This is a genomic window from Streptomyces sp. NBC_00335, from assembly GCF_036127095.1.
Classification (GTDB): domain Bacteria; phylum Actinomycetota; class Actinomycetes; order Streptomycetales; family Streptomycetaceae; genus Streptomyces.
The window spans coordinates 1,118,745-1,143,335 of sequence record NZ_CP108006.1; the positions used below are offsets into that span (position 1 = coordinate 1,118,745).

Here is a 24,591-nt window from a genome sequence, read left to right on the forward strand (position 1 = left end):
ACCTTCCCGGTCACAGCACTAGGCACTACCCCCGTGCGGGCACCACCGCCACCGGGCACAGCGCGTGCAGCAGTACCGCGGTGGACACCGAGCCCATCAGCAGGGAGTCGGCCCGCAGGCGGCGGCGGTGGCGGCCCACCACGATGAGGTCGGCCCGCTGGGAGGCGGTGACCAGACGGCCGGCCGGGTCGCCGGGGGCGACAACCGCTTCGACGGTGACGTCGGGGTAGTGCCTGGTCAGGTACGGCTGGAGGCGCGTGCGCTGGTTCTCGGCGAGTTCCCGGGCCGTTTCGGTGGCCTCGCCGCCGGCCGTGCCCGGCGGGTAGCCGCCGCCGCGTTCCGCGACGAGGGAGCCCACCAGCGTGAGCGAGGACAGCGGGACCAGGTGCGTGGAGACGACCTGGAGCACCGCGCCCCGGCGGCGGGCCTCCGCGAAGGCGAAGTCGACGACGTCCTCGGCGGTCTCGTCGGGTGCCAGGCCCAGCACGACCCTGCGTTCGCCGCCCGGGGCCCGCGCTCCGGCCTCCTGCGTGACGAGCCGCGCGGTGTGCGGGACGACCACGACCGGGCAGGGCGACTGGGCCGCGCACACCCGGCTGTTGGAGCCGAGCAGCAGGCTGGCGAAGCCGCCGAGGCCGCGCGAGCCCATGACCAGGAGCTGCGCTCCCGCCGCCAGTTCGGTCAGGGTCGCGGAGGGGGTTCCGTCGCGGGAGACGTAGGTGACGGGCGGCAGGTCCTCCCGCCCCGCCAGCCGCGCCCGTACCGCGTCCAGCACCGGATCGGTGTCCCGGTCGTGCGGCGGTACGAGCGCCTCCCCGGGGGCGTGGACGCGCAGGGCCTCCGGCCGTACGTGTGCCACGTGGAGGTCGGCTCCGCGCGTGCGGGCGGTGTCGAGGGCCCAGTCCAGGGTCCTCAGGCTGTGTTCCGAGCCGTCCACGGCGGCCAGCACCGGGCGGCTGGAGGCGGGGGCGGGACCGGCCGAGTTGGTCTGCATGCCTCCACCCTCCGGCGGGGCGGACCCGGCGGGCAGGGACCGAAGGCCCTACTTCACGCGGTAGTCGGCCTTCTCGGCGAGCTTGCCGTCCTTGTAGCAGAAGCGCAGCACCGTGTCGCCGTTCCCGGAGTCGGACAGGTACCAGGAGCACTGGCTGCCGGCGGGCACGGCGGGGCCGCCGTCCTTGAGGGCCGAGGTGACGAAGCTTTCGCCGGACGGCAGCTTGGCGCGGACCTCGGCCTCGGAGTCGCCGACCTTGACGGCCTCGTACACCTTCTGGTCGACGAGGGTCTTGTCGGCCACGTCGATGACCTTCCCCACCCCGAACAGCAGCGCCACGAGCAGTCCGATCCCCAGCACCCCGGCCACCGCACAGCCGATCAGACATCCATTGCGTCGCGCCACGTCGAGCTCCTCGTTCCTCTGTCATCGCCGGACGGTTTCCGTCCGTGCTCCCGACTCTCGCAAGCGCGGGCGGCCGCCGCTGTTCTCCAAAGTCTTCGGTCCGCGCAACGATCGTCGTTCGAGGTCGGACCGGGTGCGACGTGTATACAGGGGATGAGAACGATCATTCGGACGAAACGTGAGGAACCATCGTGAGCCAGAACACCGAGCCTCTGATCGTCGTCGGCGTGGACGGTTCGAACCACTCGAAGCAGGCCCTGCGCTGGGCCGTGGCCCAGGCGAAGGCCATCGGCGGCCGCGTGCACGCCGTGATGAGCTGGGACTGGAACACCAACCCCTTCGGCATCAGCCCGGCCGAGCAGACCGATCTGGTGCACGCCGAGGACGCGGCCCGGCAGAAGCTCGCGGACACCGTGGCGGAGGCGGTCGGCACCTCGCCGGGCGTTCCGGTCTTCCGCCGGGTCGAGCAGGGCTCGCCCGCGCAGGTGCTGGTGGAGGCCTCGAAGGAGGCGGCGCTGACGGTCGTCGGCACCCGCGGCTACGGCGGCATCAAGGGCGCGCTGCTGGGCTCGGTGAGCCAGCAGGTGGTCCAGTACGCGGCCAGTACCGTCGTCGTGGTCCGCGAGGACGGCTCCGCCTGAGGGACACGGCCCCGGCCGGGCCGCTCAGGACGGCGCGGCGCCGAGGTCCGCCGGGTCGGTGTTGGCCCCGCAGAGCACCACGGCGACCCGTTCCCCGAGCGGCCCGGGCGCGGTGCGTACGGCCGCCAGGGCGGTCGCCGCGCCCGCTTCGACCACGATGCGGTGCTCGTCCCAGAGCGCGCGCCGGGCCGCGGTGATCGCCGCGTCCGGGACCAGGACGGAGGCGGCGTTGGGGGCCCGCACCGCGGCCAGCGCGTCCGCCGAGACCCGGGTGGCCCCGAGGGAGTCGGAGGCCACCGAATCCACGGGGACGTCCACGAGCCGGCCGGCTTCCAGGGCCGCGTTCAGGGCCCGGCAGTTCTCCGGCTCGGCCGCGACGACCCGTACGCCGTGTTCCCGCGCGGCGGTCGCGATCCCGGCGAACAGCCCGCCGCCGCCGACCGCCACGACGACCGTGTCCAGACCGGGCAGGGCGGCGCGGATCTCGTCGAGCAGGGTCCCGGCGCCCGCCGCGATGAGCGGATGGTCGTACGCGTGACTGCTCAGCGCCCCGCTCCCGGCGGCGAACTCCTGGCATGCGGCGAGGGCTTGGGCGTACCGGTCGCCGACGAGCCGTACGTCGGCCCCGTAGCCGCGCAGCCGCTCCACCTTCACGCGCGGGGCCGTGCCCGGCAGGAACACGGTGGCGGGCACGCCCTCGGCGCGGGCCGCCCAGGCGCAGGCGAGGCCGGCGTTGCCGCCGGAGGCGATGGTGACCCCGGTGTCGGGGAGGCTCCCGGCGGCGCGGTGCGCGGCGAGGAAGTTGCGGGCGCCGCGCGCCTTGAAGGAGCCGGTGTGCTGGAGGTACTCCAGGGCGTACGAGATCCCTCCGCCCGCCGGTATGACCGTGACGGGCCGTACGGCCCCGGCGATCCGGTCGGCGGCGGCGCGCACTGCGCCGTAGTCGAGGGACACCGCGTCGAGCTGCTGTTCCATGGACCCGTACTCCTGTCGTTCGAAACTCTTCTCAGGCGCCGGCGGGCCGGTTCGCCTCGATCAGCTGGCGCAGGGCGCCGTAGTACACCTCGTGGTCGGTCAGGGAGGGCAGTACGTCGGCCAGCCCGGCCGAGAGCACGGGGAACGCGGCGGGGTCCAGGGCGGCCAGCGCCGCGCGCGAGGCGGCGGTGGCGGCGGCCGGGTCCCGGTGGTCGACGAAGGCCGCGCTGCCCAGGGTCAGCAGGTACATCCGCCGGTACACGGTCATCGCCCCGGCGGGGGTCATCCCGGCGGCCACGCTGTCGGCGAGCGCCGGTTCCACGAGCCGGGCGAGCAGCTGCCGGCCGAGCCAGGGGCGGCCGCCGCGCAGGATCATCAGCCCGGGGTGGTCGGCGAGGAGCCGGTAGAGGGCGGTGAACCGCCGCTCGGTGGCTTCGGCCCAGCCCACCCCGGCCGGGATCTCGGGCAGCTGGGCGGCGAGGTGCTCGGTGCAGAGGTCGAGCAGGCCGGCGAGGTCGGTGCAGCGGCGCTGGACGGTGGCGTGCGAGACGTCGAGCCGCTCGGCGAGGGCCCGGAAGCTGAGCGCGGCGGGCCCCTGGTCGTCGAGGATCCGCAGGGCGGCGGCGGCGATCGCCTCGGGGGTGGCGCGGTCCAGGGCGGCTGATCTTCTCGGCATGGGATACATCGTATCAGCCGCTGTCACAGCCAGCGTATCGAGCGACGCATTACCTCCTTCGCGCGTGCTCGACTACACCCATATTGCTGGTCATTGATCAATAACCCCCGACTTATGTTGACAGCGGGTAGTCACACCGCTGCACTGAGCCCTCGACAGCCCCCACGTCAAGGAGACTCCGTGCCGCCTCGCCTGCGTGCGTCGCTCCCCTGTCTGACCGCGGCCGCCCTGCTCGCCCTCGCGCTCTGCCCCGCCCCCGCGGCGGCCGAGCCCCAGGCGACGTCGGACACCCCGCTCGCGCTCACCCCGCCCATGGGCTGGAACAACTGGGCGCACTACATGTGCGACATCGACGAGGCCAAGGTCGTGGCGAACGCGGACGCGCTCGTGGCCACCGGCCTGGCCGCCAAGGGCTACGACACCGTCACCATCGACGACTGCTGGATGACCAAGAGCCGCGACGCCGAGGGCAATCTGGTCGTCGACACGGAGAAGTTCCCGCACGGCATGGCCTGGCTCGGCGCGTACCTGCACGCCAGGAAGCTGAAGTTCGGCATCTACCAGGACGCCGGCTCGCTCACCTGCGAGCGCTACCCCGGCAGCGGCTCCCCCGAGGGCGGCGGCCCCGACCACTACGCCCGCGACGCCCGGCAGTTCGCCTCCTGGGAGGTGGACTACGTCAAGATGGACGGCTGCAACCTCTGGGTGCCCGAGGGCAAGACCAAGGAGCAGGCCTACCGCGACGCCTACAACTCCGTCGCCAAGGCGCTGCGCGACAGCGGCCGGGACATGGTGCTGTCCGCCTCGGCGCCCGCCTACTTCCAGCAGGGCGAGTGGGGCGGATCCGACTGGCACAAGGTGATCGACTGGGTCGGGGAGACCGGCCAGCTGTGGCGCGAGGGCCGCGACATCAAGGTCTACAAGCCGACCGCCCCGGGCACCTCGCGCTGGAGCTCGGTCATGGGCAACTACGGCTACAACCGCTGGCTGGGCCGGTACGCGGGCCCCGGCAACTGGAACGACCCCGACTTCCTGATCGCGGGCGCCCCCGGACTCAGCGCGGCGGAGAGCCGCAGCCAGGTCGGCCTGTGGGCCATGATGGCCGCGCCGTTCATCCTGTCCTCGCAGGTATCCGAGCTCACCCCGGACGGGCTCGCCGCCCTCGGGAACACCGATCTGATCGCGCTGGACCAGGACCCGATGGGCGTCCAGGGCGCGGTGGTCTCCTCGAACGCCACCTTCGACATCCTGGTGCGGCCGCTGGCGAACGGGGACCGCGCGGTCGCCGTGCTCAACCGGTCCGCCACCGCCCGCGACATCCGCGTACCGCTCGACGAGCTCGGGCTGGGGCTGGGCTCCTGCACCGTCGACGCGAAGGACCTGTGGACCGGTGAGACCCGCGAGGTGTCCGACACCTTGACCGGAACGCTGGCCGCGCACGACACGGGCGTCTGGCGGCTCACCCCGCGCACCGGCTGCGCCGAGCCCGTGCCCACCGGGCAGATCGCCGGCCGGGGCTCCGGCACGACCGCCGCCTGCGCCGACGGGGCGAACACCACCGGCGTCGGCGCCGTCGTGATGGCCGCCTGCACGGGGGCACCGGACCAGCGCTGGACCCTGGGCCGGTACGGCAGCCTGCGCCTGGCCGGCGCCTGCCTGTCGGCGGGCGAGGAGGGCCTCGTGGAGCTGGCCGACTGCTCGGGCGATCAGCGGCGCCGACAGCCGGGCCAGAGCTGGACCCCCCGCCGTGACGGGGCGCTGGTCGAGGACGCGAGCGGGCTCTGCCTGACGGCGCCGGCACCCGCGGCGGCCCCCGTCGAACCGGGCACCCCCGCCGAGCGGCTGCGGCTGACGCCCTGCGGCGACCACCAGGTCGACCAGGCGTGGGCCCTGCCGGTCTGACGGCCCCGCCCCATGGGGAAGCAGACGAGGCATCAGACGAGGAAGCACCCACCCACCGAGCCGAGCGAGCCGGCCGCAGCGCCGGGGCCAACCGAGCCGACGAAAACGAGGACGACGCGCATGCCGGTCCCCCTCCCCCGACGCGACCGGGCCGCCCGGCGGGCTCGCCGCCGGGTCACCCTGGCCGCGCTGCCCGCGGTCCTGCTCACCCTGACGGTCGCCGGGGCCGCCCCCGGAGCGACGGCTCCCGCCGCCGGAGCCACGGCTCCTCCCGCCCCGTCCCCATCCCAGCCCCCCTCCCCGTCCCCCGCCACGTCCCCCGCCCGGTCCGGTGCGGGAGGCGCCGCGACGCCGCCCGCGCCCCGGCCGCGGGCGTTCGACGCCTCCCCCGCGCGGGCCTCCCTGCAGCGGCTGCTGCCGCGCCACGCGGGGCAGTTCACGCTGGTGCCCGACCCCGGAGCCGGGCCCGACACCTTCACGGTGTCCGGCACGGCCGGTGCGATCACCGTCCGGGGTTCCACCGGTGCCACCCTGCTCACCGGGGTCGGCTGGTACCTCCAGCACGTCGCCGGAGCCGACATCGGCTGGCCCGGCGACAGCGTCGGCGTGCTGCCCGCCGAGCTGCCGGCGGTGCCCTCCCCGGTCACCCGCAGCGCACGGGTGGCGCACCGGTACGCGCTCAACGACACCGACGACGGGTACTCGGGCCCGTACCGCACCTTCGAGGAGCACCAGCGGCAGATCGACCTGCTCGCCCTGCACGGGATCAACGAGGTGTTCGTGCAGGTCGGCGCCGAGTACCCGTACTACCGGGCGCTCCAGCGGTTCGGCTACACCGCCGAGGAACTGCGGGAGTGGATCCCGGGCCCCGGTCACCAGAGCTGGTGGCTGCTGCAGAACCTGAGCGGCTTCGGCGGTCCGGTGTCCGAGGAACTGATGCGCGGGCGGGCCACCCTCGGCGGCCGGATCGCCGAACAGCTGCGCGGCCTCGGCATGACCCCGGTCCTGCCGGGCTACTTCGGGACGGTGCCCCCGTCCTTCGCCGGGCGCAATCCCGGCGCGGTGACCGTTGCGCAGGGCGACTGGGCGGGCTTCGACCGGCCCGACTGGCTGGACCCGGTCTCGCCGCCCTTCGCCCGGCTCGCCGCCGCCTACTACGCGGAGCAGCGCGCGGTGTTCGGCGACAGCACGATGTACCGGATGAGCCCGCTGCACGAGGGCGGGCAGACCGGTTCGGTGGACGTGAAGGCGGCCGCCGGGGCGGTGCAGCAGGCCCTGTGGGCGGCGCATCCGGGCGCGCTGTGGGCGGTGCTGGGCTGGCAGGACGATCCGACCAAGGAGCTGCTGGCCGGGGTGGACACCTCGAAGCTGCTGATCCTGGACGGGCTCTCCGACCGGTACAACCGGCTTGACCGCGAAACCCGTTGGGGCGGGACCTCGTACGCCATCGGCTCGATCTACAACTTCGGCGGGCACACGACGATCGGCGCCAACACCTCGGTGTGGATCGACCGGTTCCAGTCCTGGAGCGCGAAGCCCGACAGTGCGCTGGGCGGCATCGCCTACCTGCCCGAGGCCACCGGGACCAATCCGGCGGCCTTCGACCTCTTCACCGACCTGGCGTGGGAGCCCGGCCCCATCGACCAGCGGAAGTGGTTCGCGGACTTCGCGGGCCGCCGCTACGGGGCCCCGGACACCGCGGCCGCCGCGGCCTGGGAGGAACTGCGCAAGGGCCCGTACAGCACCTCCTCGGGGCTGTGGTCGGAGTCCCAGGACAGCCTGTTCACCGCCCGGCCGAGCCTGACGGCGGTGGGATCGGCCTACTGGAGCCCCAAGGCGATGCGGTATCAGGCGGGTTCGGTACGCCGGGCCCTGGACCACCTGCTCAAGGTGGACCCCCGGCTGCGCGGCTCCAGCGCCTACCGCTTCGACCTGGTGGACACCGCCCGGCAGGCCCTCGCCAACCACTCGCGGGTGCTGCTGCCCAAGATCAAGGCGGCCTACGAGGCCAAGGACCTGGCCCTGTTCCGGGAACTGACCGCCGACTGGGCCTACCGGGAGAAGCAGCTGGACGCGCTCGTCGGCTCCGATCCGAACTTCCTGCTCGGCTCCTGGCTTTCGGCGGCCCGCTCGCACGGCGCCGATGCGGCCGAACAGGACCGGTACGAGTACGACGCCCGCTCGATCCTCAGCGTGTGGGGCCGGCAGAGCACCAGCGAGGGCGGCTTCCTGCACGACTACGCGAACCGCGAATGGAGCGGCCTGATCAGCGAGTTGTACGCCCGGCGCTGGTCCTCCTACTTCTCCTCGCTGGAGGAGTCCCTCGTGCAGCGCGCCGCGCCGAGGGCGATCGACTGGCACGCCTTCGAGGACGACTGGGCCCGGCTCACCACCCGCCACCCGGCGCGGCCGAGCGGTGACCCGTACGTCCTGGCGTCCGGCATCGCCGCCACCCTTCCCGAGGTCAACTGATCTACACCACAAGGGAAGTGGGGATCTCGCGATGAGGCGCCGCTCACCCTTCGGTGGGAAGCTCCCCACCCGCCCGGGGGACAACCGGGCCGACCGGCCACCGCTCCGGCGCGGTGCTGGGTTCACTGAAGGAAACTGACGGAAACGGATCAGGGGCGGTCACCGGAACCATCATCCGGCGACCGCCCTTTGCGACGCCGGAGCCGTTGCCGCCATCGCCGGAAGGACGCCCGCCATGTCCGAGACCGACCCGCGCCTCACCGCCGCGGCTCCGGAGCTGCTCACGTTCCTCACCGACGGGGCCGCCGCGCCCGCGCCCGCCGCGCTGCCCGCCACCGGCCGGTTACGGCCGCCCTCGGACGCGGAGCAGCAGCCGATCCGCCGCTCCGATCCGCGGGAAGGGCTCACCGACGGGATCGTGGAACTGCGCAAGCGGCGGCCGTGGAGCGGGCCCGGGACCGGCTCGCCCGAGGCGCGGACCCCCGGTTCGGATGCACCCTGGTAGCTGGGGGGCACATCCCACCGAGCGGGGCGGGCGGTGACTCCGCATGATCCGTACGCAAGCGGGGCGGGCCGATCCCGCAGGGCGGGGCCGGGCCGCGCTCGGCGCCGTCAGCGGACTGCTCGCCGCCTTCGCCGGGCTCGCTCTGGCCCAGCTGGCCGCGGCGGCCGTACGCCCCGAGGCCGCCCCGGTCACCGCCGTCGGCGGGACCGTGGTCGACGCGACCCCCGCCGCCGTCAAGGAGTGGGCGGTCCGCCGGTTCGGTACGGACGACAAGCTGGTCCTGACCCTGGGCATCATCGCCGTGCTGGCCGTCGTGGCGATCGCGGCCGGGCTGCTCGCCGTACGCCGCCCGGCCGCGGGCACGGCTCTCGCGGCCGCCTTCGGCGTACTCGGCGCGGCGGCCGCGCTCAGCCGGCCGGAGGCCGCCTGGCAGGACGCGCTGCCCTCGCTGGTGGGCGGGTTCACGGCCGCCGGAGTGCTGTACCTGCTGGTCAGAGCCATCCCCCGGCCCCGCCCGCGGCCCTCGGGAGGCGGCCCGCCCGGCGCCATGGACCGGCGCGGCTTCGGTCGCCTCGCCGTCGCCACCCTGGCCCTCTCGGCCGGTGCCGGGTACGCGGGGCGGCGGCTCGGCGCCTTCGGGAACGCGGGAGCCACGGCCTCCCGGGCCCGGCTCGTCCTTCCGCCGCCCGCCGCCCCGGCCCTACCCGTACCGGCCGGCTCGGACCTGCGGATCCCCGGTACCACCCGCTTCGTCACTCCCAACCGGGCCTTCTACCGGGTGGACACCGCGCTGGTCGTCCCGCGCGTGGACGCGGACACCTGGCGGCTGCGCGTGCACGGGGACGGGGTCTCCAGGCCCCTCGACCTCGGCCTGCGGGACCTGCTCGCCCGCCCCCTGGTCGAGCACGACGCCACCCTGACCTGCGTGTCGAACGAGGTCGGCGGCCCGTACGCGGGCAATGCCCGCTGGCTGGGCGTGCGCCTCGCCGATCTGCTGCGCGAGGCGGGGGTGCGACCGCCGTCGCAGGGCGGCCGGGCCGATCAGCTCGTGGCGCGCTCGGTGGACGGGATGACCCTCGGCACCCCCGTGGAGGCGGTGATGGACGGCCGTGAGGCGCTGCTGGCCGTGGGGATGAACGGCGAGCCGCTCCCCTTCCGGCACGGCTTCCCCGTCCGGATGATCGTGCCGGGCCTGTACGGGTACGTCTCCGCGTGCAAGTGGCTGCGCGAGCTGCGGCTGACCACCTTCGCCGCGTACGACGCGTACTGGGTGCGCCGCTCCTGGGCTCAGCAGGCTCCGGTCAAGACCCAGTCCCGCATCGACACCCCGCGCCCCTTCGCCGAGGTCACCGCGGGCGGGGTGGCCGTCGCGGGGGTGGCGTGGGCGCTGCACCGGGGCATCGCCCGGGTCGAGGTACGCGTGGACGCCGGCCCGTGGCGGGATGCCCGGCTCGGCACGGCGGACGGGGACGACACCTGGCGCCAGTGGGTGTGGATCTGGGAGGCGGCTCCGGGCGGGCACACCCTGGAGGTCCGCGCCACGGACCGCACCGGCGCCGCGCAGACGGGCGACCGCACCGGAACCGTCCCCGACGGGGCCACGGGATGGCACGCGGTGACGGTCCGGGTCCGGGGCTAGGAGGTGGCTGTACGGGCCGGGCCGGGTCAGCAGGCGACGGCCGGGCCCCCGCCCGGCGGGCCCTCGGCCGGGCAGATCATGGCGGACGGGCCCGCCAGGGACCGGGCCTCGTGGAGCAGGCCGGGCGGGGTGGCGGCGCTGAGGGTCCAGACGACGGCGCCGCCGGCGGGCGGCGGGGGGACGGACGCGAAGCGCTCCCTCAGGTCGGCCTCGGCGGTCTGCGGGTGCGGGAGGTGGAGCGTCTCGTAGCGCACCGGGGCGGTGTCCACCGGGAGGATCCCGATCCGGCGGCGTTCGCGCCCCGGGCCCGGGTCCGGGTCCCGGTCCCGGTCCGGCTCCGTGGCGGGGCCTTCAATCAGCAGCTCGGTGAAACCGCGGCCGCCCGACTCTCCGGGGCCGCGGGCGTGCGTGTTGCCGGGGTAGGCGGCGAAGGCGCCGGCGCCGGGGACCAGCCGGTGGTGGACGTGGCCCAGCGCCCAGTAGTCGTATCCGGCGCGGGCCAGTGTCCGCGGGTCGGACGGTGCGCAGATCCGGCGGCTCCAGGCCCCGTGCAGGCTGGTGTGCAGCAGCCCTATGTTGACGGCGCCGGGTACCGCGCGGGGAAGGCCGGCCGCGAGGTCGCGCCGCTCGTCGGGCACGGCCACCGACTGGCCGTGGACGGTGATGCCGAGGTCGGGCCAGGTCACCGACTCGGGGGCGTCGGCGCCGAGCCAGCGCACCGAGGGCGGGAGGTTCAGTTTGTGCGGCAGCGGGGTCTCGGCGTCGTGGTTGCCCGAGACCACCACCGTGTGCAGGCCCGCCTCGTGGAAGGCGCCGAGCGCGTCCTGGCAGGCGGCCAGCGCCCGGGCGTCGGTGTGGCGGCGGTCGAAGACGTCCCCGGCGATGAGCACCGCGTCGTAGCCGCCCCCGACGATGCGGTGCACGGCCGCGCTCAGGGCCTCGTACGGTGCTTCGCGCCGGTCTATCGCGGGCGCCCCGGGGTACTGCGCCAGGCCGCGCAGCTCGGAGCCTATGTGCAGGTCGGCCAGGTGGGCCACGCGTATCGGTGCGGGCGCGGAGGTGTTCACCGGCCGAGGATGAGGTCGGTCTTGAAGGCGTCCCGCTCCAGCAGCCAGCCCTCGGCGCGGAGCTTGCCCATCAGGTCGGAGCGCAGCTCGACCGCATCGCACAGGGTGCGCCCCTTGGCCGTGATCTCGGCGAACCAGGTCAGCTCGCCGGATGCGGTCCGCAGCCGGCTGACTTGCGTCTCCATCGCGTGATCGAGCATCCGGCCAGGATAGTTGGCCTGCCTTACGGGACCGTGGAGTCGGGATGAAGCGGTGACCGACTCTGCCCAACCGGCAGGTTTCGTACCCCACTTGGCGAGCTTGCCGGGGAGGCGATCCAGGACGAGGGCGCGCGAGGCATCGAGCCCGGGCAGTTCGCCGGGCGCCAGTCCCGGCACCGGCCGGCACTTCTTGTTGGTGAAGTCGAGGGTGGCGCGGGTGTGGCTGAGGTTGACCTGGACGGTGTAATTGCCGTCGCCCGCACAGAAGTTGTGCACGGAGGCCTGGTCCATCACGCGCCGCACGGCGGCCGGGTCCGTACCGTCGCCCTCGATGTCGAAGCGGGCCTTGTAGGCGAGGCGGATCCGGTTCTCGTCGTCGTGGCGCCGGATGCGGACGATCCAGCCCTGCCCGTTGAGGCTGCGCCCGGCGTCGTCCATGTACTGGGCGACTTCCGTGCGGCCGGGCGCGCCGAGCGACAGCGCGGCGGCCGCGGCGGGCGTGGGCAGGCCGTCGGCGTCGAGCACCCGGGCCGGGTCGACCAGCAGTTTGACCTGGTAGCCCGCGCGCGACGGCACCACCGGCGACCTTCCGGCCCGCGCTCCGGAACGAATCCGGCGACTCGTTACTTTCGGCGTTTTCTGCAGTTTCCGCATATCCCCGTCGATCATGCCTCATACGACACCAGCCCGCCCGAAAGCCCCGGAACCGCGCAGGTGAACAGGCGGTGAATCTACCGCAGGGCGAAGGTCCTGACCTGCGAGGTCTCCCGGCCCCTCGGTTCGGGATCTTCGCCGTTCGTTCACGCCAGATAAGGATCGTAGATTGTGAATGCATTCACAAGCCCCTGGCAACGGACAAAGGTGCACGTCATGGCCACTCTGCTCACCCCTTCCCGCAAGATCACCGCTACGGGTCCGGCCGCCGGAACGGCCGGAGGTGAGAGCGGCCCCACACTCGCCCTGCCGGCCCGCACCGCCCTCGCCGCCCTCCGCGTCCTGGTCGCCTGGACCTTCATCTGGCCCTTCCTGGACAAGCTGTTCGGGCTCGGATTCAGCACCCCCTCGGCCAAGTCCGTCATCAACGGCGGCTCGCCGACCGAAGGGTTCCTGCTGCACGGGACCAAGGGCCCCTTCGCCCACACCTTCGACTCGGTAGCCGGCGCCGACTGGCTTGACCTGATCTTCATGACGGGCCTGCTCGGCATCGGCCTGGCGTTCCTGCTCGGCATCGGCACGCGGATCGCCGCCGTGTCCTGCGCGATGATGATGGGCTTCATGTGGCTCGTCACGATGCTGCCCGAGACCAACCCGGTCACCGACAACCACTGGATCCTCGCGGTGGCCGGAGCGGCCGTCGCCGCGACCGCCGCGGGCGACCACTTCGGACTCGGCCGGGCCTGGCGCCGGACCGCGCTCGTCCGCCGGTACCGCTTCCTGATCTGAGACCGGCTCCCCGCCCGACCGCTCTCCCCGCCCCTCCCGGTCCCTTCCCGATCCCTTCCCCGGGTCCGACACGATGCGCGCCGCCCTCTCCCCCGGGCGGTGCGCATCGTAGATTTGGCGTATTGTCCGGAATTCTCCATCATTCCGTCGTACGTCAGGAGCCGGCGCAGTGGAGCTGACCAGTACGTCGTTCCTCGTGACGCTGATCGTCGTCACCGCACTCGCGATGCTCGCCGCGCTGCTCCTGTGGAACCGCATCCCCGGCCCCGGCTGGGTACGCTGGCCGGCCCGGCTGCTGATGATCGGCTTGTGCCAGTTCACCGCCATCTGCGTGGTGGCCACCTGGATCAACGGGAGCTACGGCCTCTACTCCTCCTGGGACGACCTGCTGGGCACCGACGCCGGGCAGAACGACGCCGCCATGACCGGGCCGCCGCTGGGGCGGGCCAAGTTCACCCCCGCCAGCGACGGCACCCGCACCACGTACTTCCGCGGCTCCCACTCGAAGCTCGCCGGCCAGGTGATCGTATGGACTCCCCCGGAGTACGACGCACCGGGCGCGGACAAGACCCGGTTCCCCGTGCTGATGCTGCTGCACGGCTATCCGGGCTCGCCCCGCTCCTGGATCGACATCGGTGAGATGCCCGGCGCCCTGGAGAAGCTCGTCCAGCTCGGTGCGGCCCACCCCTTCATCCTGGTGATCCCCGACCTGTATCCCGGAGGGGTCAACACCGACTGCACGGACACCCCGCAGCGGAAGGTGGCGAGCTGGCTCGCCGAGGACGTGCCGGACCTGGTCGCCAAGAACTTCCGCACGCTCCCCGAGCCCCAGGGCTGGGGGCTGATGGGCATTTCCACCGGGGCCTTCTGCGCCGCCAAGCTGCCGCTCCAGTACCCGAAGGCGTTCCGGGCGGGCGCCGCCCTGGACCCGGATCCGCTGACCGGTGACCCGGAGGTGCTGTCGGATCCCGTGCTGCGCGAGCGCAACAGCCCGATGTGGCTGGTCCAGCAGGCGAAGCACGACAAGAACACGGATGTGGGGCTGTTCCTGGCCACCTCCGCGCAGGACAAGGACAGCCCGCCGCAGCAGCTGACCGACTTCACGAAGGCGGCCCAGAACTCCGGGGTCCGGGTCAAGACGCTGGTCCGCCCTCAGGGCGGGCACAACTTCCAGACCTGGATCGCGATGTACCCCGACGCACTGGGGTGGCTGAGCACCGAGATCTCACCGCCCGCCGAAGCCCCGTAGGCGGACCGGCAGCGACTCGACGCTGTTTCCTATGAAGCTTCGCTGGTGCGGGAGTTCGGCTTCGGGGACGGCCAGGTCGAGGTCCGGGAAGCGGGAGAAGAGGGCTTCCAGGGCGATGGTGGCCTCCAGCCGGGCGAGCGGGGCTCCGACGCAGTAGTGGGCGCCGTGCCCGAGGGAGAGGTGGCGGGCCGCGGTGGGGCGGGTCAGGTCGAAGCGGTCGGCGTCCGGGCCGTGGAAGGCCTCGTCGCGGCCGGCCGCCGTGTAACCGGCGAGGACCGGGGTGCCCTGCGGGATCAGGGTCCCGTCGATGGTCAGATCGCGGGTCGGGTAGCGGAACGGGAACCAGCTGACCGGGCCGTCGAAGCGCAGGGTCTCGTCGACCACGTCCGACCAGGTGGCCTTTCCCTCCAGGACCAGCGCGAGCTGGTCGCGGTGGGTGCACAGGGCGCGGACGGCATTGCTGATCAGGTTGAGCGTGGTTTCGTGGCCCGCCACCAGCATCAGCCGCATGGTGCCGGTGAGTTCGGCCTCGCTGAGCCGGTCGCCGTCGTCGTCGCGGGCGGCTATCAGCGCGCTGGTCAGGTCCTCGCCCGGATCGGCCCGGCGGGTCGCGGCGATGGCGCCGATCAGCTCGACGAGCTCGCGCACGGCCGCCATGACCTCGGCCGGCGTGGTGTCGGTGGCGACGATGACGGTGTTGGACAGCTCGTGCAGCCGCCCCCGGTGTTCGGGGTTCACGCCGAGGAGCTCGCAGATCACGCTCATCGGGAGCGGGAGCGCGAAGTGCGTGCGCAGGTCCGCCACCCCGTCGGGGGACGTCTGCGCCGCCCGGTCCAGGCCCTCCAGCAAGTCGGCCGTCAGTTCCTCGATGCGGGGGCGCAGCCGCTCCACCTGGCGGACGGTGAAGGCGTTGCCCACCAGGGAGCGCAGCCGGCGGTGGTCGGCGTCGTCGGCGGTGTGCATCCCCTGGGCGTTGGCGAAGACCCGCAGCGGCCAGTCCGGGGCGATGGTGCCGTCGTGCAGGGCGGGGAAGTGCCGGGCGTCCTTGGCCACGTCGGGGTGGGCGAGGAACTCCTTCAGCGCCTCGTGACCGAGGACGACCGCGCCGGGCACCCCACCGGGAAGCACCACCTCGGCCACGGCGCCCTGCGCGCGCAGCCGGGCGTTGAGCGCGTGCGGGCAGCCGCCGGCGGGGTCGATGACGTGCGGGGGCGTGGACGGGGGCGTCGGCTCGGATGCCTGCGCGGGGTCGGTGGACAAGCCTGTCTCCTGACAATACGAACGGATCTCCGCCAACAGTGCGGCCTGGTGGGCCGGTTGTTCAAGACCGCACCCGTCCCGTCCCGGGAATCCGCAGGCGCGCCGCACCGCCCCCGCCGCGCGCGGGCGTCGTAGGGTCGAGGTCATGGCGCAGGTACAGCGGACTCTCGAAGGCAAGGTCGCCCTGGTGGCCGGGGCGACCCGGGGCGCGGGCAGGGGCATCGCGGTCGAGTTGGGGGCGCGGGGCGCGACCGTGTACGTGAGCGGGCGCAGTACGCGGGGCAGGCGTTCGGAGTACGACCGCCCCGAGACGATCGAGGAGACGGCCGAACTGGTCACGGCGGCGGGCGGCCGCGGAATCGCGGTGGTCGCGGACCACTTGGTGCCCGGTCAGGTCGAGGCCCTCGTCGGGCGGATCGACGCCGAGCAGGGCCGGCTCCACGTGCTGGTGAACGACATCTGGGGCGGCGAGCGGCTCTTCGAGTGGGAGAGCACGGTCTGGGAACACGATCTGGACAAGGGGCTGCGGCTGCTGCGGCTCGCCGTGGAGACCCACGCGGTGACCAGCCACTACGCGCTCCCGCTGCTGCTGCGCGAACCGGGCGGGCTGGTGGTGGAGATGACGGACGGCACGGCGGAGTACAACGCGAGCCGCTACCGGGTCTCCTTCTTCTACGACATCGCCAAGTCGGCCGTGCTGCGCATGGCGTTCGCACTCGGGCACGAGGTGGGACCGCGCGGGGCGACGGCGGTGGCCCTGACCCCGGGCTGGCTCCGGTCGGAGATGATGCTCGACAACTTCGGTGTCACCGAGGCGAATTGGCGGGACGCCCTGAAGACGGTCCCGCACTTCGGCATCTCGGAGACCCCGTTCTACGTCGGCCGCGCGGTCGCGGCCCTGGCCGCCGACCCGGAACTGTCGCGCTGGAACGGGCAGTCGCTCTCCAGCGGGCAGCTCGCCCAGGTCTACGGCTTCACGGACGTGGACGGCAGCCGGCCGGACGCCTGGCGGTACATGGTCGAGGTACAGGACCCCGACCTCCCGGCGGACCCCACCGGCTACCGGTAGGACGCGCCTTTGCGGTCAGGCCGGACCGCGTCCGATCAGCCCCGCTCCAGCAGCCGGGCGATCCCGTCGAGGACGCAGCGCAGGCCGAAGTCCCACACGGTCTCGGGGCTGTACCCGCCGACCGCGCTGCCGACCCGCACGGCGAGGGGGTGGCGCTCCGGATCCATGGCCCGCTCCAGCAGGGGGGCGCTGAGCTCCCACCACTCCTGGTCGCTCTGACGGGCGTTGTGCGCGGCGGTGTCGGCGGCCGCCAGGGCCTGGGCGTGGACGAAGCCGAGGAGGTGGGTCAGGGCCGCGTCCATCTCCACGTCGGTGAGGCCGATGCCGTCGAAGGCCGCGAGCTCGTGCTCGTACTTGCCGATCACCCCGGGGCCCAGCGGGGGGCGGGTGACGGACAGCTCGCCGATCCACGGGTGCCGCAGGAACAGCGCGCGGTTCTCCTCGGCGACGCGGGCCACCTTCTCCCGCCAGGACCCGTCCGGGGACGGTTCGCCGCGCTCCATGGCCAGGTAGACGGCATCCAGCATCAGGTCGAGCAGTTCGGCCTTGCCGGGGACGTAGGTGTAGAGGGTCATGGGGGTGACCCCCAGCCGCTGGGCCAGCGCCCGCATCGTCAGCGCGGCCAGTCCCGACCGCCCCTCGCCCGCCGCCTCGTCGGCGAGCGCGATCGCGCCGTCGACGACGGCATCGACGGTCAGCCCCTGCCGGGGTCCGCGCCGCCCGCTGGGCGCCCCCTGCCCCGGCTCGCGCCACAGCAGCTCCAACGTGCGGACGGGGTCGCCCGCGCCGCTCCGGTCAGTGGTCACTCCAGACCCCTTCCGCCGCCTTCCGGCAGCCCGCCAGCCCGCTCAGTCGAGCTCCGTGCATTTAATCTTCTACGCCGTATAGAATACTGTGTATAATGAAACTCCGAGCCACGATATCAGGAGGACCCCATGCGGATCACCGACACCGCCATCTGCCTCACCGTCGAGGACACCACCACCTCTTCCGCCTTCCTGACCAGGCACTTCGGATTCAAGGAGTCGATGGCCGCCGACGGCTTCGCCTCCCTCTCCCACCCCGACGGCCCGAACGTGGTCTTCGTACGGCGCGGCCTGGAGGTGCTCCCCGAAGACCTCCGCGAGCAGCACGCCGCCGGAGTACTGCTCGCGTTCACCGTGGCCGACCTGCCCGCCGAGTACGAACGACTGCGCTCCGAGGGCGTCCCGATCGTCATGGAGCCCAGGGTCGAGCCCTGGGGCGAGCGGGTGTTCCTGGTCTCCGACCCCAACGGTGTGATCATCGAGCTGGTCGACTGGGTGGAAACCGCGCCCGAGCCGACCACCGACGCCACCGTCGCGGACACCACCACCACCGCCTAGGACAGGAACACGCTCCCGTGCCCCCGCCTGGTTTGGGAGCCGGTCCCGGACTGCCGGCAAGCGACGCTGCGGAGCCGTTCGTCGACATCGTCTGGTGGGTCGACCAGGAACTGCTGCACCACGGGGCCGAGATCGCCCTGATCCGCGATCCGTACCGGGCGCGGGGGCGCTGACGCAAGGCCCCCGCGCCGCGGACGGGCTCAGCCCGCGGCGATCCCGGGGTCGTCCCCGTCGAGCGGGGCGAAGAAGCGGGCCACGTCCTGCTCGGTGACCTCGCCGAGGGTGGCCGGGGACCAGTGCGGGGTGCGGTCCTTGTCGACGACCTGCGCCCGGATGCCCTCCACCAGGTCGGGCGAGGTCAGCGCATTGCAGGAGACCCGGAACTCCTGTTCCAGCACCGGCTCCAGGGCGCCGAGCGCGGCGGCCCGGCGCACGGACTCCAGGGTCACCTTGAGGGCGGTCGGGGACTTGGCGAGGATCGTCGCGGCGGCCTCCTTGGCCTCCGCCTCCCCGTACCCGAGCAGCCGGTCCACGATCTCCTCGACGGTGGCGGCGGCGTAGCAGTGGTCGATCCAGTCCCGCGCCCCGGCCAGCACGCCCGGCGCGGGCTCGGCGGCGTACCGCCCCAGCACCTCCCGGGCCGGGGCCGCGGCGAGCTCGGCGGTCAGCTCCGGCAGCTGGGCGGCGGGTACGAAGTGGTCGGCGAGCCCGCACAGCAGCGCGTCGGCGGCGCCCACCGCGGAGCCGGTGAGGGCGAGATGGGTGCCGAGCAGGCCGGGGGCGCGGGCCAGCAGGTGGGTGCCGCCGACGTCCGGGACGAAGCCGATGCCGGTTTCGGGCATGGCGACGCGGGAGCGCTCGGTGACCACGCGGACGCCGCCGTGGGCGGACACGCCGACTCCGCCGCCCATCACGATGCCGTCCATGAGGGCGACGTAGGGCTTGGGGTAGCGGGCGATGTACGCGTTGAGCCGGTACTCGTCGCGCCAGAAGGCGGCGGAGGCCCGCGTCCCGGCCTTGGCGTCGTCGTGGATGGCCCGGATGTCCCCGCCGGCGCACAACCCCCGCTCGCCCGCGCCGCGGATGAGCACCTGCTCCACTCCCGGATCCCGCTCCCAGCCGGTCAGGGCCCCGGTGATGCGGAGCACCATGGGGTGGGTGAGGGCGTTGAGGGCCCTGGGACGGTTGAGGGTGATCACCCCGGTACGGCCTTCGACGGCGCACAGGACGGTATCGGCGGTGTCGGCCATGTCTACGGTGTCGGCTTCGCTCTTCACGCCGCCCAGTATGGACGGCGCGTAGTCTGGTCCGTTATGGCAAAGATCATCCTGATGTCGCAGGTCTCCCTCGACGGCTACTACGAGGGCCCGGAGCGGCAGCTCGACTGGGGCCTCGTCGACGAAGAGCTGCACCAGCACATGAACGACGAAGTCCGGTCGATCGGCGGCATGCTGATGGGCCGGGTCACCTACGAGCAGATGGCCGCCTACTGGCCCACCGCCGGCGCCGATCCGGACGCGTCCCCGGTGGAGACGGACTTCGCGGGCATCTGGCGCTCCGCACGGAAGTTCGTGTACTCGCGCACCCTGCCCGCCGAGCAGGCCGACCCGAACGCCACCGTGCTCCGGGAGGTCGTACCGGAGGAGGTCGAGGCCCTCAAGGCCGCCCCGGGCGGTGACCTGACCCTGAGCGGGGCGGACCTCGCCGCCTCGTTCCTGCGCCACGGTCTGGTGGACGAGTACCGGATCTACGTGCACCCCGTACGCATCGGCCGCGGCCACCCCCTCTTCCCGCCCTCCGACGGCACGGTCCCGCTCCGGCTGGAGGAGACCCGCACGTTCGGCAACGGGGTGGTGCTGCTGCGGTACTCGCGCGCCTGAGCGGGGTCTTGCCCACCCCTGCCCCGGGATCAGGCGGCGCGGTACCTCGCCAGCACCCCGCGGGCGGTGGAACGCAGGGCGTGGGCCGTGTCGACCGCGCCGATGCGTACGCGGTGCGCGGTTTCCCGCGCGGGACCGAGCGAGCGTCGTCCGGGGCCGCGCCGCAGCAGGTCCCGGTAGAGGTCCAGATGGCGTTCCGCGATGCGGGCGGGGTCGAAGCGGGCCGAGTTCGCCAGGGCGGCTTCGCCCATGCGCCGCCGCAGCTCGGCATCGTCCGCCAGTGCGAGCAGCGCGGCGGCGATGCCGTCCGCGTCGCCGGGGCGGACGAGGCGTCCGTCGACCCCGTCCTCGATGATCTCGCGCGGTCCCACGGGGCAGTCCGTGGAGACGACGGGGAGGCCGCAGCGCATCGCCTCGACGATGGTCATGCCGAACGACTCCTGGTCGGACGTGGACACGGCGATGGATCCCTTGGCCCACTCGGGCTCCAGCGGGTCGACGTTGCCCATGAGATGGGCGTTGCGGCTCAGTCCGAGTTCGCCGATGAGGGCGGCCAGGCTCTCCCTCTCGTTGCCGGTGGCGTCGCCGCTGCCGAAGATGCGCAGCTGCCAGTCCGGATGGCGGGCGACGACCCGGGCGAAGGCCCGGACGAGCAGGTCGTACCGCTTCGCCGGAGTGAGCCGGCCCGCCGCCACGACGACCTTGCCGGTGCCGTCGGCCGGTTCCGCGGAGGCGGCCGGCACGCTGTTCGGAATCGCCTCCACCCTCGTCGAGGGAAGGCCGAGCCGCCGGTAGGCGTGCGCGTCGGACTCGGTCACGGTGGTGACGGCGTCCAGCAGTTGGTAGCGGTGGCGTATCTCGTGGCGCAGGCGCAAGCCGTGGCCCGAGAGGGTGAGGTGCTCCTGCCCCACCCTGACGGCGGCGGAGTGGGCCTGCCGGGCGATGTGCACGTTCAGCCCCGGCCTGGTCCCGACGATCACGTGGGCGTCCAGGGCCGACAGGTACCGTCCGATCCGTTCGTCGGTGAGGCGGCTGTACTGCTTGTGCCGGCCGTCCGCACGGGGGAAGACCCTGGCCGGCAGGGCGTGGTGCGGGTCGTCACCGTCGTAGTCCGGAGATCCGGCGCGCAGGTCGACCAGGGGTGTGAGGCGGACGTTCGCGGGTGCGCTCATGGTCGGCACGTCGCGGTGGCGGAGCACCGAGACGATCTCCACGTCGTGGTGTTCCGCGAGGGTGGCGGCGAGGTTGAACGTCGACCTGATCGTGCCTCCGATGCCGTAGGCATTGTGGAGCAGGAAGGAAATACGCATGGGGCGACAGGTCCTTCGGTATCGGAGGCGGGATCCTCGACGGCGGGAGCCGGGGTGCGCGTACTCGCGCCGGCCCACTGTGCGCAGAACCTGCTTAACCGTTCCTGAAGGCCTGGTCATCCTGGTCGGGAGCTCGTGAGTGGCATGCTGGCAAAGTGGACATTTTGGTGGTGGAGGACGATCCGGTGATCGCGGCCGCGGTGCGCGACGGGCTGGAGGGCGAGGGGTACGCGGTCACCCTCACGGCTGACGGTCTGTCCGCGGTGGAGCTCGGTGCCACGGGCGACTTCGCGGCGATCGTCCTGGACGTCATGCTGCCGTCGCTGAACGGGTTCGCCGTCTGCGGCCGGCTCAGGGCCCTGGGTGTGGACACGCCGGTGCTGATGCTGACGGCGAGGGACGGGGAACTCGACGAGGCCGAGGGCCTGGACACCGGGGCGGACGACTACCTGACGAAGCCGTTCGCCCTACTCGTCCTCACGGCGCACCTGCGTGCGCTGATCCGGCGCAGCACCCGCACGGCCGCGGACCCCGGGCAGCACGAGGTGCTGCGGGCCGGCGACCTCTGGCTCGACCCGCGGGCGCGGACCTGTGGTCGTGGCGGTGAGCGCATCGAGGTCACCGGCCAGGAGTTCGCGGTACTGGAATGCCTGATGCGCGAGCCGGGCCGGGTGCTGTCGAAGGAGGCCGTCCTCGGCGAGGCGTGGGACATCGCCTACCGGGGCGCGGCGAGCATCGTGGAGGTCTACATCAGCCTCCTGCGCCGGAAGATCGACCATCCGTACGGCACCCGGAGCATCGTGACGGTCCGGGGGTACGGCTACCGCCTGGACGAGTCGCATGCCTGAGCTCCCCCAGCCGCCTCGGCTCCCCGAGGTGCCCGACGTGCCCGACGTGCCCGACGTGCCCGACGTGCCGCAGGAGCCTGAGCCCGCTCCCCGGACCCGCGCCCGGATGTTCCCTTGGTGGACCCGGCTGCCCACCCGGGCCCGTACCGCCCTCGCCTCGGGCGCGGCCGCCCTGGTGCTCGCGGGCGGCAGCGCATGGTGGCTGCACCACGACGTCTACTCCAACGAGATGGAAGCCGCCCGCGGCCGCGCCCTGTCCCAGTCCCGCTCGGTCGCGGAGGAGTTCGCCGGCACCCGGGCCAGGGACCGGGAATCCACCAGCGACATCATCGCCCAGAACCCCGTGGTGATCATCGGTCCGCAGGGCCCGTTCCGGTCCTGGCTCCTGGAAGCGTTCCCCGACGCCGTCGACGACCTCTCGCCCGCACCCGCCTCGGCCCGACCCGGCTGGGCCACCTTCGCAACGGTCCGTTTCGGCACGCCGGCCGCCGCGTGTACGGGAGACCCCACGCGCACCACGACCGGACAGCCCGTCCGGGACTGCCTCGCCCAAGCGGCGGAACTGAGCGGGCAGACCGTGGACATGGCCGGCACCAGCATCGAGGCGCACAAGCTCGACCCGAGCGCCCCCAACGAGTCGGCGCCTCCATCCGGCCGCTACACCGTCTACGTCGCCGTCACCCGGGGCGAGGCGGCCCGCGCCGCCGACGCGCTCGTCCCGGCCCTGGCCACCGCGGTACCGCTGGCCGCCCTGATCGTCGCCCTCAGCGCCTGGGTGGCGACCACCCGCGCCTTGCGCCCCGTAGAAGCCATCCGCACCCGCCTCGCCACCGTCGACCAGCCGGGCGCCGGCACCCGGGTCCCGGTCCCCGAGGCCGAGGACGAGATCACCCGCCTCGCCCGGACCACCAACCAGACGCTCGACCGGCTCGACGCCCACGCCGACCGACAACGCCGGTTCATCGCCGATGCCGCCCACGAACTGCGCAGCCCCGTCACCGGCCTGCGCACCACCCTGGAGGTCGCCGTCACCGGGCCCCAGCGGCCCGGCACCCTCGCGGGCGCCCTCCAGGCCACGACGAGACTGCAGTACCTCGTGGACGACCTCCTCACCCTCGCCCGCCTCGACAACGCCTCCGCGCCACCGCCGAAGAGGTCGCCGGTGGACCTCACCGGGCTCATCCGGGAACTCCTCCTCGAACTGCCCCACACCCGGCCCGAAGCCGCCGCACACCTCACCCTCGACGCCCCCGGCGAAGCCGTCACCGTCCCGGGCGACCCTGACCAACTGCGGCGCCTGCTGCGCAACCTCCTCGACAACGCGGCCCGCCACGCCGGCACCCGGGTCGCCGTCTCGCTCGACCTGCGGCCCGGATGGGTGGAGTGCACCGTCCACAACGACGGCGCCCCGATCCCCGAAGCGGACCGCGAGCGCATCTTCGACCGCTTCACCCGCCTCGACGAAGCACGGACCCGTGACACCGGCGGCAGCGGCCTCGGCCTCGCCATCGCCCGGGAGCTCGCGCACCACCACCGGGGAACCCTCGCCGTCACCCCGGCCGACCGGGGCGCGGCCTTCCTCCTCAGGCTCCCTCGGTAGCAGGGCGCCGGTGACCCTCCCCGCCCCCCGCCTCGGCGCTCGGGCTCCGGGGCGGCGGACCGGTCAGGGACGGTAGACCTTGCCGGGCTCGGGGTGGGCGGGCGCGAGGAGTTGGGAGACGGTCACGAAGGTGTACCCGCGGTCGCGGAGTTCGCGGACGATCTCGGGGACGGCGGGGATGGTTCCGGAGTAGCGCTCGTGGAGCAGGATGATCCCGTCCCGCTTGGTCTGGTCGAGTACGCGCTGCTCGATGAGTGCGCTGTCGGTGGTCGCGTAGTCCTTCGCGGTGACGCTCCACAGGATCTGGGCCAGGCCGAGTTCCTTCATCACCTTCTTCACCTCGTCATTGGTGGCGCCGCCCGGAGGGCGCATGAGGGTGGGTGCACGGCCCGTCGCCTTCTCTATGTCCTTCTGCACCGGCTCTATTTCTGCCCGTATTTGGTCAGGGGTGAGTTCGGTGAGGTTCTCGTGCGACCAGGTGTGGTTCGCTATTTCGTGACCCTCGTCGGCCATGCGGCGCACGGTGTCGGGGTAGGTGTCCGTGTGGCCTTTCCCCTGGAGGAAGAAGGTGGCCGGGACGTTTTCCCGTTTCAGGTAGTCGAGCAGGTGGGGCGTCGGCTCGCTCGGGCCGCCGTCGAAGGTGAGGGCCACGCACTTGGCGACGTTGCAGTCCACCGGGCCGGACGCGTGCCCTGAACCGGGCTTGCCGAGGGAGCGGACCGCCTCGGCGCGGACGGCTGCCGGCGAGACGACCCCGTTCAGGGTGGAGCAGCCGGTGAGAGTCGTCACCAGGAGCGCGGCCGCCGCCATGACGATGCGCCGGGAGGAAGTGTCGCGCACGGGGCGCTTGAACGAGCGATTCATGAGGGGAAACCCTGGATTTGTCATAGGAAATGGATCGGTGGACATCTGCGCGGTGGAAATGCCCGCATGGAGAAATGGCGCAGGCGATCTCTCGCGGCGGAACGATGCCGGCATCCCGGCAGATCCAGCGGCCGAAGCAGCATGCGCAGAGCCGCCTTAATGAACCCTTAAGGCGCCTGCCGGAATGCTGTCGGCCGTGCCGCCGGATACGGCGGGGCCGGAGGAGGG

At 73.0% G+C, this 24,591-nt stretch carries 23 protein-coding genes and 1 pseudogene; 13 read left to right on the top strand and 11 right to left on the bottom strand.

Annotated features, from left to right (window positions below; genetic code table 11):
* Positions 1-25: 25 nt before the first annotated feature.
* Entirely contained in the window at positions 26-994 is a 969-nt protein-coding gene (locus OHA37_RS05155; RefSeq protein WP_266902913.1) for a universal stress protein, read from the bottom strand.
* A 48-nt stretch (positions 995-1,042) separates the two neighbouring features.
* Positions 1,043-1,399, bottom strand: coding sequence for a hypothetical protein (locus OHA37_RS05160; protein WP_266902915.1), 357 nt, complete (start codon positions 1,397-1,399; stop codon positions 1,043-1,045).
* A gap of 191 nt (positions 1,400-1,590) precedes the next feature.
* On the opposite strand from OHA37_RS05160, the gene OHA37_RS05165 reads away from it, so the two are divergent.
* On the top strand, positions 1,591-2,040 hold the full coding sequence (locus OHA37_RS05165) for a universal stress protein (protein ID WP_266902916.1): 450 nt from the start codon (positions 1,591-1,593) through the stop codon (positions 2,038-2,040).
* Positions 2,041-2,064: 24 nt separating this feature from the next.
* Here the strand turns inward: OHA37_RS05165 and OHA37_RS05170 are convergent, their stop codons facing one another.
* Together OHA37_RS05170 and OHA37_RS05175 are read right to left on the bottom strand one after the other, a co-directional pair.
* Positions 2,065-3,015 carry a serine/threonine dehydratase gene (locus tag OHA37_RS05170; RefSeq protein WP_266902917.1) on the bottom strand — a complete coding sequence of 317 codons (951 nt, stop codon included), beginning with the start codon at positions 3,013-3,015 and terminating at the stop codon, positions 2,065-2,067.
* A gap of 31 nt (positions 3,016-3,046) precedes the next feature.
* Positions 3,047-3,691, bottom strand: a complete 645-nt coding sequence (locus OHA37_RS05175; RefSeq protein WP_266902918.1) for a TetR/AcrR family transcriptional regulator — start codon at positions 3,689-3,691, stop codon at positions 3,047-3,049.
* A gap of 180 nt (positions 3,692-3,871) precedes the next feature.
* Between OHA37_RS05175 and OHA37_RS05180 the strand changes: the two genes are divergently transcribed.
* The 4 genes from OHA37_RS05180 to OHA37_RS05195 all read left to right on the top strand — a co-directional run bounded on the left by OHA37_RS05180 (position 3,872) and on the right by OHA37_RS05195 (position 10,209).
* Entirely contained in the window at positions 3,872-5,593 is a 1,722-nt protein-coding gene (locus OHA37_RS05180) for an alpha-galactosidase (protein WP_266902919.1), read from the top strand.
* Between the two features lie 120 nt (positions 5,594-5,713).
* Positions 5,714-8,065, top strand: a complete 2,352-nt coding sequence (locus tag OHA37_RS05185; protein WP_266902920.1) for an alpha-N-acetylglucosaminidase — start codon at positions 5,714-5,716, stop codon at positions 8,063-8,065.
* Positions 8,066-8,300: 235 nt separating this feature from the next.
* Positions 8,301-8,570 carry a hypothetical protein gene (locus tag OHA37_RS05190; protein ID WP_266902922.1) on the top strand — a complete coding sequence of 90 codons (270 nt, stop codon included), beginning with the start codon at positions 8,301-8,303 and terminating at the stop codon, positions 8,568-8,570.
* Between the two features lie 43 nt (positions 8,571-8,613).
* Positions 8,614-10,209 (top strand): molybdopterin-dependent oxidoreductase, encoded by a 1,596-nt coding sequence (locus tag OHA37_RS05195; protein ID WP_266902924.1) that lies wholly within the window; start codon positions 8,614-8,616, stop codon positions 10,207-10,209.
* 26 nt (positions 10,210-10,235) lie between these two features.
* Here OHA37_RS05195 and OHA37_RS05200 read toward each other — a convergent pair whose 3' ends face one another.
* Both OHA37_RS05200 and OHA37_RS05205 read right to left on the bottom strand, forming a co-directional pair.
* Positions 10,236-11,276 (bottom strand): metallophosphoesterase family protein, encoded by a 1,041-nt coding sequence (locus OHA37_RS05200; RefSeq protein WP_266902926.1) that lies wholly within the window; start codon positions 11,274-11,276, stop codon positions 10,236-10,238.
* The gene (locus OHA37_RS05205) at positions 11,273-12,052 is read right to left on the bottom strand and encodes a hypothetical protein (RefSeq protein WP_266902928.1); all 780 of its coding nucleotides are present in this window, start codon (positions 12,050-12,052) and stop codon (positions 11,273-11,275) included. The genes OHA37_RS05200 and OHA37_RS05205 overlap by 4 nt, the downstream gene beginning before the upstream one ends.
* A 294-nt stretch (positions 12,053-12,346) precedes the next feature.
* On the opposite strand from OHA37_RS05205, the gene OHA37_RS05210 reads away from it, so the two are divergent.
* The gene (locus tag OHA37_RS05210; RefSeq protein ID WP_266902930.1) at positions 12,347-12,919 is read left to right on the top strand and encodes a DoxX family membrane protein; all 573 of its coding nucleotides are present in this window, start codon (positions 12,347-12,349) and stop codon (positions 12,917-12,919) included.
* Between the two features lie 169 nt (positions 12,920-13,088).
* On the top strand, positions 13,089-14,168 hold the full coding sequence (locus OHA37_RS05215; protein ID WP_266902932.1) for an alpha/beta hydrolase: 1,080 nt from the start codon (positions 13,089-13,091) through the stop codon (positions 14,166-14,168).
* On the opposite strand, the gene OHA37_RS05220 is transcribed toward OHA37_RS05215, so the two are convergent.
* On the bottom strand, positions 14,145-15,428 hold the full coding sequence (locus OHA37_RS05220; protein ID WP_266902934.1) for a cytochrome P450 family protein: 1,284 nt from the start codon (positions 15,426-15,428) through the stop codon (positions 14,145-14,147). The two genes, OHA37_RS05215 and OHA37_RS05220, sit on opposite strands and share 24 nt — an antisense overlap.
* 145 nt (positions 15,429-15,573) lie before the next feature.
* Here OHA37_RS05220 and OHA37_RS05225 point away from each other — a divergent pair, with 145 nt between their 5' ends.
* Positions 15,574-16,497, top strand: a complete 924-nt coding sequence (locus OHA37_RS05225) for an SDR family oxidoreductase (RefSeq protein WP_266902936.1) — start codon at positions 15,574-15,576, stop codon at positions 16,495-16,497.
* 35 nt (positions 16,498-16,532) lie between these two features.
* On the opposite strand, the gene OHA37_RS05230 is transcribed toward OHA37_RS05225, so the two are convergent.
* Positions 16,533-17,303 carry a TetR/AcrR family transcriptional regulator gene (locus OHA37_RS05230; protein WP_266902938.1) on the bottom strand — a complete coding sequence of 257 codons (771 nt, stop codon included), beginning with the start codon at positions 17,301-17,303 and terminating at the stop codon, positions 16,533-16,535.
* A 129-nt stretch (positions 17,304-17,432) separates the two neighbouring features.
* Between OHA37_RS05230 and OHA37_RS05235 the strand changes: the two genes are divergently transcribed.
* Both OHA37_RS05235 and OHA37_RS05240 read left to right on the top strand, forming a co-directional pair.
* On the top strand, positions 17,433-17,861 hold the full coding sequence (locus OHA37_RS05235; RefSeq protein ID WP_266902940.1) for a VOC family protein: 429 nt from the start codon (positions 17,433-17,435) through the stop codon (positions 17,859-17,861).
* Positions 17,862-17,920: 59 nt separating this feature from the next.
* Positions 17,921-18,034: pseudogene (locus OHA37_RS05240) on the top strand (DinB family protein); the annotation flags it as partial.
* A 27-nt stretch (positions 18,035-18,061) separates the two neighbouring features.
* Here OHA37_RS05240 and OHA37_RS05245 read toward each other — a convergent pair.
* The gene (locus OHA37_RS05245; RefSeq protein ID WP_266912517.1) at positions 18,062-19,111 is read right to left on the bottom strand and encodes an enoyl-CoA hydratase/isomerase family protein; all 1,050 of its coding nucleotides are present in this window, start codon (positions 19,109-19,111) and stop codon (positions 18,062-18,064) included.
* A gap of 63 nt (positions 19,112-19,174) precedes the next feature.
* Here OHA37_RS05245 and OHA37_RS05250 point away from each other — a divergent pair, with 63 nt between their 5' ends.
* Positions 19,175-19,741: a dihydrofolate reductase family protein gene (locus OHA37_RS05250; protein ID WP_266902942.1), complete on the top strand. Its 567-nt coding sequence runs from the start codon at positions 19,175-19,177 to the stop codon at positions 19,739-19,741.
* Positions 19,742-19,770: 29 nt separating this feature from the next.
* Here the strand turns inward: OHA37_RS05250 and OHA37_RS05255 are convergent, their stop codons facing one another.
* Positions 19,771-21,051 carry a glycosyltransferase family 4 protein gene (locus OHA37_RS05255; RefSeq protein ID WP_266902944.1) on the bottom strand — a complete coding sequence of 427 codons (1,281 nt, stop codon included), beginning with the start codon at positions 21,049-21,051 and terminating at the stop codon, positions 19,771-19,773.
* A gap of 155 nt (positions 21,052-21,206) precedes the next feature.
* Between OHA37_RS05255 and OHA37_RS05260 the strand changes: the two genes are divergently transcribed.
* Both OHA37_RS05260 and OHA37_RS05265 read left to right on the top strand, forming a co-directional pair.
* Positions 21,207-21,899, top strand: coding sequence for a response regulator transcription factor (locus OHA37_RS05260; RefSeq protein ID WP_266902946.1), 693 nt, complete (start codon positions 21,207-21,209; stop codon positions 21,897-21,899).
* A complete protein-coding gene (locus OHA37_RS05265) occupies positions 21,892-23,499 on the top strand; it encodes a sensor histidine kinase (protein ID WP_266902948.1) in 1,608 nt (535 codons plus the stop codon). The genes OHA37_RS05260 and OHA37_RS05265 overlap by 8 nt, the downstream gene beginning before the upstream one ends.
* Positions 23,500-23,562: 63 nt before the next feature.
* Here OHA37_RS05265 and OHA37_RS05270 read toward each other — a convergent pair whose 3' ends face one another.
* Positions 23,563-24,363, bottom strand: a complete 801-nt coding sequence (locus OHA37_RS05270; RefSeq protein WP_266902950.1) for a polysaccharide deacetylase family protein — start codon at positions 24,361-24,363, stop codon at positions 23,563-23,565.
* Positions 24,364-24,591: the final 228 nt, after the last annotated feature.